General features: G+C 57.6%; 1 protein-coding gene. It reads left to right on the top strand.

Translation table 11 applies throughout. The features are described from left to right. Positions 1 to 11: 11 nt before the first annotated feature. Positions 12 to 429: conjugal transfer protein TraN (gene traN / locus CWO84_RS15370; RefSeq protein WP_240618073.1), on the top strand; the 418-nt coding region annotated here is incomplete at its 3' end.

Here is a 429-nt window from a genome sequence, read left to right as displayed (position 1 = left end):
TCGGCACCGACATGCTCAGCACTAGCGACATTGCCTCGCAAGGCTTGCTCGACTCGCTCAAAGGCGAATTGATGAAGTCGGTGGCGGAATGGATAGGCCAGACCTTTGGTGAAGCGGCCGGCAATGCGCTGTTCAGTGCCGGCGGCCAGGCGGCCTTCGATTCGGCGGGTAATCTCACACCTGCTGCGGAATCCGGTGGTGTCGAATTGGGCGGCGGTGCCGCGGTTGCCGGCGAACTGCTCAGCACCTTGATGACAGCCTATACGGTGGTGATGATCATCATCATGATCATCCAGATCGTCTATTCCTGCGAGGAACCGGAGTATGAACTGGCTGCCAAGAAACAACTGAAAGTCTGCACGGACCTCGGTACCTATTGCGAAAGCAAGGTAGCTGGCGTGTGTTGGGTGCGCAAGGAGAGCTATTGCT

Source organism: Methylomonas sp. Kb3 (assembly GCF_002834115.1).
In the GTDB taxonomy this organism is placed as follows: Bacteria; Pseudomonadota; Gammaproteobacteria; order Methylococcales; family Methylomonadaceae; genus Methylomonas; species Methylomonas defluvii.
Note: the sequence above shows the minus strand (reverse complement) of the source record. Positions and strands in the feature narration are given on the sequence as shown.